The organism is Actinomycetota bacterium, assembly GCA_036280995.1.
In the GTDB taxonomy this organism is placed as follows: Bacteria; Actinomycetota; CALGFH01; order CALGFH01; family CALGFH01; genus CALGFH01.
On record DASUPQ010000751.1, the window covers coordinates 1 to 6,600 of the forward strand.

Here is a 6,600-nt window from a genome sequence, read left to right on the forward strand (position 1 = left end):
CACCTGCACCCCGACCTGCCGGCGCTCTGGGCGACGATCGACCAGACCAACCGGCTCTGGGAACGCCGCCCCAGCGACGCCGACTTCCTCACGGTGCGGGTCGGCCGCGGCCCGGTCCCACTGGCCGCCCTGGTCCGCCTCGACACCGCCGGCGGCCCCCTCGTCGAGCACGACCCCGAGCTCCTGGAGGCCGCCGAAGAGCTCGTCCGCCGTTCGGCCCGGGTGCAGGACGTTCCGGTGACCGTCCCGCTCCGCGCCGCCGGCGTGCTGGCCCTCACCGGCCCCCCGGCCCGGGTCCGCGCGCTCGCCCGTTCGATCGTCTGCGAGCTCGCCGCCTTCCACGCTCCCGACGACCTCTGGATCCTCGCCCCCCACCCGTCCTGGGCGTGGGCGACCTTCCTGCCCCATACCCGCGACCCCACGGCCGCGACCGGCCGGTCCCCGGTCGCCGTCCTTGCCGGGGCCCGAGCCCAGCCCGGCGCCCGACCCCACCTGGTCGCGATCGTCGACACGATCGAGGTGGGTCCAGTTGCTCCCGCGACGGACCCGGGGGTCGCCGCATCGTCCGGGTTGGCCGTGTCGCGGACGCCGGGCGGTGACGGGTCGGCCGTCGCGCCCCCGGGGTCAGCCGCCCGCGACCTGCTCGACCGTTCCGCGGCTGGCGGCGTCACGGTGCTGTGGCTGGCCGAGAGCACCGCCGGCGAGCCGTCCGAGCTGTCGACGCGGATCCGCCTCGACGACCGGGGGTTCGCGACCCTGCAGGAGACGGCCCCCGGTGGACGCCGGGTCGGCGGCATCCGTGCGGACGCGGCGGGGCCTGCCTTCTGCGAGGCATTCGCCCGCCGCCTGGCGCCGCTCCGGCTCGAGCTCCCAGCGACAGCGGCCTCGCGGGCGGGACCCGTGCGGCTGCTCGACCTGCTCGGCCCACACACCGACCTGACCGGCCGAGCCGACACCCGCGGTGGGGGCCTGCGGTCGCGGTTCGACCTGCTCCGGGTGCCGGTCGGGGTGACCGCGAGCGGGGACCCGCTCGTGCTCGACCTCAAGGAGGCGGCCGAGCACGGCGTCGGTCCCCATGGCCTGGTCATCGGCGCCACTGGATCGGGCAAGAGCGAGCTGCTGCGGACAGTCGTCGCCGGGCTGGCCGCCACCCATCCGCCCGAGCAACTCGCCTTCGTGCTCGTCGACTTCAAGGGCGGTGCCGCGTTCGCCGACCTGGCTCGGCTCCCGCAGGTGGCCGGCCTCATCACGAACCTCCAGTCCGACCTGTCGATGGTCGGCCGCGCCATGGCCGCCCTCCAGGGCGAGCTGGCCCGGCGCCAGCGGCTCCTGCACCTGGCCGGCAACCAGCCCGACCTGCGCGCCTACGCCGCACGACGCGCTGCCGAGCCTCGGTTGGAGCCGTTGCCGTCGCTGCTCGTCGTGGTGGACGAGTTCGGGGAGCTGCTGGCCGCCCGGCCCGAGTTCCTGGACCTGTTCATCGCCATCGGGCGGGTCGGGCGGAGCCTCGGCATGCACCTGCTGCTCGCCTCCCAGCGCCTCGACGAGGGCCACCTCCGCGGCCTCGACAGCCACCTCCGGTTCCGGATCTGCCTGCGCACCTTCAGCGCGGCCGAGTCCACCGCGGTCCTCGGCGTCCCCGACGCCTACCACCTCCCCTCCACCCCCGGGACCGCCCTCATCAAGGTGGACGCCTCCCCGCCCGTCCCCTTCACCGCCGCCCTCGTCTCCACCGAGCCCGACCGACACGGGACGGCGCCGCCCCGGCCGGGCGGCCAGAACGACCTTGAGGTCCTGGTCGGCCGCCGAACCGGAGCAGGCCGGCCGGTCCACCAGGTCTGGCTTCCGCCGCTCGCCGCCGAGGTCGCGCTGGACCCGCTGCTGCGGACCGCGGGACCCGGCTGGCTGCAGATGCCGGTCGGCGTCGTCGACCGGCCGCTCGACCAGGTCCAGGAGCCGCTGGTCCTCGACCTCTCGGGGGCCGCGGGGCACCTGGCGGTGGTCGGGGCGCCGCGGACCGGCAAGAGCACGCTGCTCGGCACCTTGGTGGCCGGGCTGGCCGCCACCCACCCGCCCGACGAGGTCCAGGTCTACGCCGTCGACCTCGGCGGCGGCGGCCTCCACCGGCTGGGCGACCTGCCTCATGTCGGTGCCGTCTGCGGTCCCCGGGAGGCGGAACGGGTCCAGCACCTCGTCCGCGAGCTGCGTTCCCTGGTCCTGGAGCGCGAGCGGCGCTTCCGCGACCTGGGCGTCGACTCGATGGCCTCCTGGCACGAGCTCCGCCGGGCCGAGGTTCCCACCGGGGCACCCCTTCGGGGTTCCCCGGACCCCTCCGGCGACCTGGGCGGCTACGGCGAGGTGGTCCTGGTGGTCGACAACTGGGGCGCGTTCGTCCGCGAGCTGCCCGAGCTCGAGGCGGAGATCACGGGGCTCGCCGCGGTCGGGCTGCACCATGGCGTCCACCTCGTCGTGGCCGCCAACCGCTGGGCCGAGCTGCGTCCCGGCCTCCGCGAGAACCTCGGCGGCCGCCTGGAGCTGCGCCTGAACGACCCCCTGGAGTCCGAGCTCGGCCGGTCGGCCGCCGCCGACCTGCCCGACCTGCCGGGCCGCGGCCTCACCCAGGCCGGGCTGCAGTTCCAGGCCGCCCTCCCCGGCCCGGTCCCCGACGTCCTCGCCCGCGCCATGCCCAGCCGGACCGGCGCCGTCGCCCCGCCCCTGCGCCTCCTGCCCACGCTGGTCGGGGAGGCGGCCCTGCTCGGCGCCGATCGCGGGCCGCCCGTCCGGGGCGGGCCGGCGGGGCTGCCGTTCGCCCTCGAGGAGCACCGCCTGGACGTTGTCCGGCTGGACCTGTTCGGCGGGTCGCCGCACCTGCTCGTCCTGGGCGACGCCGGGTCCGGCAAGTCGAGCCTGCTCCGGCTCCTCGCCAGGCAGCTGGACGCCCACCACCCGCCCGGGGAGGTCGCGCTCCTGGTCGTCGACATGCGCCGCCGCCTCCTCGACCTGACGGCACTGGCCAATCTGGCCGGCTATGCCTGCACGCCGACGGCGGTCGCCCAGGCGGTCGACCGCCTGCACCGCGAGCTCACCGCCCGTACCCCGTCCGACAACCCCGGCCCAGCGGGTACCTATGGCATGGGTCCACGGGCCCTCGACCTCCCCGACCCCCCGCACTCCCTCGACCCCGGCCCCACCGGTGGCCGGCCACGGTACGTCCTGCTCGTCGACGACTACGACCTGCTGCCGGCGGCCGGGGGGAGCCCGCTGCTTCCGCTGGTGGATCTGCTGGGGCTGGGGCGGGAGCTCGGGTTCCATCTGGTCCTGGCGCGACGGGTTGCCGGGGCCGCGCGGGCGGGGTTCGAACCTGTCTTCCAGCGGCTTCGGGAGCTCGGTGGGGCGGGGTTGGTGATGAGCGGCGACCCCGCCGAGGGACCGCTCCTCGGGGGGCAGAAGGCGGTCCAGCTTCCTCCGGGGCGTGGGTTCCTGGTGCGGCCGGGGCGTCCGGCGGGGTTGGTGCAGGTCGCGTACAGCCCGCCGCCGTCCGCGGACCATCCCCGCTCCGGGGCGGCGGCACGGCTGGTGACAACCGCCACGGGTGGTCTCGATGCGCCCGGACCGAACCGGGGGCGGTGGGCAGGGGAGGGTAAATGCGCAGGCCAGGGCCGTGAAACGGGTTGCCGCTGGGCGTGACTGGTGCTATCTTGCAGCCTGTTGACGTATGGCCGTCCGGCCTGTTGCCAGGCCAGGCACCGGTGAGGAGCGAAGTGGGCATTGCGCCCACTTCTGTGTTGTCAGGGGGCCGGCGGCGCGGCAACGAGGTGGAATGGTGCCGCTACCGAGAGGGCGAGCAGCAACGCGCGACATGTGAGGGAGGTCGGTGAGCGTGACGGCGCTTCCTTCGCATGTCCAGGAGCTGGCCGATCGGGTGGCCGCCGGCCACGGGGTCGAGGTGCTGGAGCTGGGCCTCCGTGGTCAGGGCCGCGGGCGGGTGCTGAGCGTGATCCTCGACGCCGAGGAGCCGGTCGAGGCCGACGTCGTCGAGCTGGTCTCCAAGGACCTGTCCCGGGCGCTGGACGAGGCCGACCCGGTCGCCGGCAGCTACACCCTCGAGGTGAGCACGCCGGGGCTCTCGCGTCCGCTGCACACCCGCCGCGACTTCCGCCGCCAGCGCGGCCACGAGGTCGCCATCGTCCGGGGCGGCGGGGCCGCCGGCGTGACCGGGGACGAGGGTGCCGACGGGGCGGGGGAACGCGCGACCACGTCGATCCAGGGCGTGGTGGTGGACGCCGACGACGAGGCGGTCGTCCTGGAGGTCGACGGGGGGCAGGTCCGGGTGCCGCTGTCCGAGGTGGTTCACGGGAAGGTGGTGTTGCCGTGGTGACCCGCTACGGACCCCGACCCACGACCACCGGCAACGAGAGGACGGCGACGTGAAGATCCCGATCGATGAGCTGCGCTTCCTCGAGCGCGAGAAGGGCATCGCCCTCGAGACGGTCATCAGCGCGCTCGAGAGCGCCCTCGCCGCCGCCTACAAGCGCCAGCCCAACGCCCCCGAGGGGGCGCGGGTCGTGGTCGACCGCGACAGCGGCGACGTGACCGTGTTCGCCCAGGAGCTCGACGACGAGGAGCAGGTCATCCGCGAGTGGGAGGACACCCCCTCCGACTTCGGGCGGATCGCCGCGGTCACCGCCAAGCAGGTGATCATGCAGCGCCTGCGCGAGGCCGAGCGGGACGTGACCTTCGGCGAGTACGAGGGCCGGGTCGGCGACATCGTCACCGGCATCGTCCAGCAGCGCGACCAGCGCCACATCTCGGTCGACCTGGGCAAGATCGAGGCCGACCTGCCCCACTCCGAGCAGGTGCCGAGCGAGCACTACCAGCACAACGACCGGCTGAAGGTCTACGTGACCGACGTCGTCCGCTCGGCCAGGGGCCTGCGGGTGGTGGTGTCGCGGACCCACCCCAACCTGATCAAGCGGCTGTTCGAGCTGGAGGTGCCCGAGATCGCCGAGGGCATCGTGGAGATCACCAACGTCGCCCGCGAGCCGGGGCACCGGACCAAGATCGCGGTCCGCAGCCACGAGCCCGGGGTCGACCCCAAGGGCGCCTGCGTCGGGGCCCGCGGGTCGCGGGTGCGCATGGTGGTCAACGAGCTGCGCGGTGAGAAGATCGACATCGTGTCCTGGTCCGAGGACCCGGCCCAGTTCGTGGCCGAGGCCCTGTCGCCGGCCAAGGTCAAGAGCGTGCAGATCGACGAGCCGGAGCGGACCGCCCACGTGGTCGTCCCCGACTACCAGCTCTCGCTGGCCATCGGCAAGGAAGGGCAGAATGCCCGGTTGGCGGCGAGGCTGACCGGCTGGAGGATCGACATCGTGAGCGAGAGCCAGGCCGCCGAGCAGGCGAGCCAGGGCCCGAGGCGCTGACAGAAAGGAAGGCGGACGTGCGGACGGTGGAGGAGGTGGGAATGCGCAGGCGGCCGGCAGGCGTTGCAGGTGATGAGGCGACGTCCGGGCGCCCTCGGTCCAGGCCGCTGGGCACCAGGGCGGAGCCCCGTCGGATGTGTGTGGTGTGCCGTTCGTCGGCCGCGAAGCGTACCCTCCACCGGATCGTGCGTTCGCCCGCCGGGACGGTCGCCTACGACCCGACCGGCAAGGCTGCCGGTCGCGGCGCCTATCTGTGCGGGCAGCCCTCCTGCCTGGACATGGCGGTGCGGCGGCGCAGCATCCAACGAGCCTTGAAGGTGACCGACGCGGTGGCGGCCAACGCCGCCGTCGAGGCACTGCGGAACCGATTGTGGAGCGAGCGGGTCGCGCCGACCAGCCGGCACCATCGCTCGAGCGAACACGAGGAAGTGAGATCTGGTTGAGCAACCCGCGGGTGTATGAGATCGCCAAAGAGCTTGGGGTCCCGTCCAAGGACCTGCTCGCCAAGCTGTCCTCCATGGGGGTGGAGGCCAAGAGCCATTCGTCGACGGTGACCCAGGACGTGGCCGACAAGCTGCGCTCGTCGGTCGGTGGCGGCCGCCCGGCGCGCGCCGGCCAGGCCGGGCCGACCGGCCAGGCGGGCCAGGCCCGCGCCGGTCAGGCGCGACCGGCCCAGCCGGCCGCCGGCCAGGCACGTCAGGGCGAGCCGGGTACGGGGCAGGGCCAGCCGGGCTCTGGTCCGGGCCGTGCCGCTCAGCCCGCCGCCGGCCGCCCCGCCCAGCCGGGCTCCGGCCAGGGCCGTGCCGCCCAGCCTGGCGCTCGCCAGCCCGGCGCCGGGCAGCCCGGTGCCGGGCGACCGGGCCAGCCGAGGCCGGTCGGGCCTGATGGCAAGCCGCTGCCGCCCGGGGTCCGTCCCCTTCCTCCGGGTGCGCGGCCCCTCGGCCGTGACGGCCGGCCCCTCCCGCCAGGCGCCCGTCCGGTCGGGCCCGGCGGGCGCCCGCTCCCTCCGGGCGCCCGCCCGGCCCCGCCGGGTGCGGGACGTCCCGGCATGGGCCAGCGTCAGGGCCCGCCCGGCGCCGGCCGGCCCGGCATGGGCCAGGGCCGTCCCGGCCAGCCCGGCCAGGGCCGCCCCGGCGGCCCCGGCGGCCCCGGCGGTGGCGCCGGCCGTCCCGGCGGTTAC

At 75.3% G+C, this 6,600-nt stretch carries 5 protein-coding genes; all 5 read left to right on the forward strand.

All coding sequences use genetic code 11. The features are described from left to right. Positions 1-3,687: type VII secretion protein EccCa (eccCa, locus tag VF468_25210; protein ID HEX5881587.1), on the forward strand; the 3,687-nt coding region annotated here is incomplete at its 5' end. A gap of 187 nt (positions 3,688-3,874) precedes the next feature. Then, positions 3,875-4,378: a ribosome maturation factor RimP gene (gene rimP, locus VF468_25215; GenBank protein ID HEX5881588.1), complete on the forward strand. Its 504-nt coding sequence runs from the start codon at positions 3,875-3,877 to the stop codon at positions 4,376-4,378. Between the two features lie 49 nt (positions 4,379-4,427). Next, a complete protein-coding gene (gene nusA, locus VF468_25220; GenBank protein ID HEX5881589.1) occupies positions 4,428-5,420 on the forward strand; it encodes a transcription termination factor NusA in 993 nt (330 codons plus the stop codon). A gap of 134 nt (positions 5,421-5,554) precedes the next feature. Next, a complete protein-coding gene (locus VF468_25225; GenBank protein ID HEX5881590.1) occupies positions 5,555-5,863 on the forward strand; it encodes a YlxR family protein in 309 nt (102 codons plus the stop codon). 303 nt (positions 5,864-6,166) lie between these two features. Further along, the coding region (locus VF468_25230; protein HEX5881591.1) for a hypothetical protein at positions 6,167-6,600 on the forward strand (434 nt) is incomplete at its 3' end.

Coding starts and splice junctions, on each gene's coding strand:
- VF468_25225 (HEX5881590.1), top strand. CDS start 5,555: ATGTGTGTGGTGTGCCGTTCGTCGGCCGCGAAGCGTACCCTCCACCGG.